The following is a 1208-nucleotide window of genomic DNA, read 5'->3' on the forward strand; positions in this document are numbered from 1 at the left end:
GCCGGGGGCGTGACTTCGGCCTTCAGATCGTAGGGCGGATCATGCGGGTTCATCCGCTGGTGCGCCCGCTGCACGGGACGGAGCCGCTGTTAGATCGGGGATATGTGTTCATGTCCGACCCGGCGCTACAGGTCGGGCTAGATGAAGCCGCTGCCGATCTAAAAGCCGTACGCGAGGGAATCGCGGTCCTAACGGACAATCTCGACGTAACGGTGCTGGGCAACGATGAACGCGCCGCCGACAGCTATGGCGCGACCCCTCTGCCGCCGCCGCCCGTCCAGGCGGTTCCAGGGGAGAGCGAGGTGGACCGAAGGGACAGACAACTCTCCATGGGGCTGCTGAACTCCAACTACATCTCGGCCTCCGCCGCGCACCAGAAAAGCGCTCTCGACGCAGTCGAAGGTTTTTCGGCACCCGCCGCGCCTCCGCTGTTTCCAGATCTTCCCGATGTCCTATCACCTCGCATCAAGCCACTCATGTCCGGCGCGCAAGAACATCAGATCAAATATCACCTTCGGACAGATCTCGGCCTACCAAAGGCCCTGGCAAGGGAAGAGTTGCCCAACCTGTTCGACATCGAGGGCGATCTTTGTCCGATGATCGCTCGAGAGTTCTGCCGCATGGTGCCTATGACCTCGATGCTGTTGGCCGTAAACAGCAATGCAGAACTATCTATGCGAGACTTGTTCAACGCGGGCCAAACAGATCAACGAAACCTAAGCGTCAGAATGTCCGCGGCGCGCATTGCGGAACAGGCTCAAGCACAATTGATGTTTAACGACGGGATAGATCCACGTCGCATAAGAGAAGCCGTGGAGGCGGAACTGTCGCGCCTCTGTGAAAAAAAGGGCATTGCAGCCACCACCCGAGACATTCGTCGCACTATTAGCTTGGCCATTCTGCGACAACCCCACTCGTTAAGGGAGGCCGTCCGCATCTCTCAGTCTCACTATGTTAGGCTAGAGAGTAGTGAGCCAATCCCGCTGGAGACGTTTGGCTTGCAGCAAGCGGAACCTGCAAAGAAGGGGGCATACGGAGCTTTTATCGGACGCTACAACCGCCCTGAACTGGCATTTGCTCAGATGATCGATAATGATGATTCGGGGCTAGTAAAATGGTGGCTCCGGAACCCTGAGAACGAAAAATGGGCTACGCGGCTGATCCTCCCCACTGGAAAGCGGTTTTTTCCGGACTTTGTGGTTGGAATA

The 1208-nt window shown here is 57.5% G+C and carries 1 protein-coding gene; it reads left to right on the plus strand.

Annotated elements, in window-relative coordinates; translation table 11 throughout:
• Positions 1-1208, plus strand: a 1208-nt coding sequence (locus tag C5F48_RS25505; RefSeq protein WP_181247780.1) for a hypothetical protein, incomplete at both ends; no start/stop codon positions are given.

The sequence above is a fragment of the Cereibacter changlensis JA139 genome, assembly GCF_003034985.1.
GTDB classification, from domain to species: Bacteria; Pseudomonadota; Alphaproteobacteria; order Rhodobacterales; family Rhodobacteraceae; genus Cereibacter; species Cereibacter changlensis.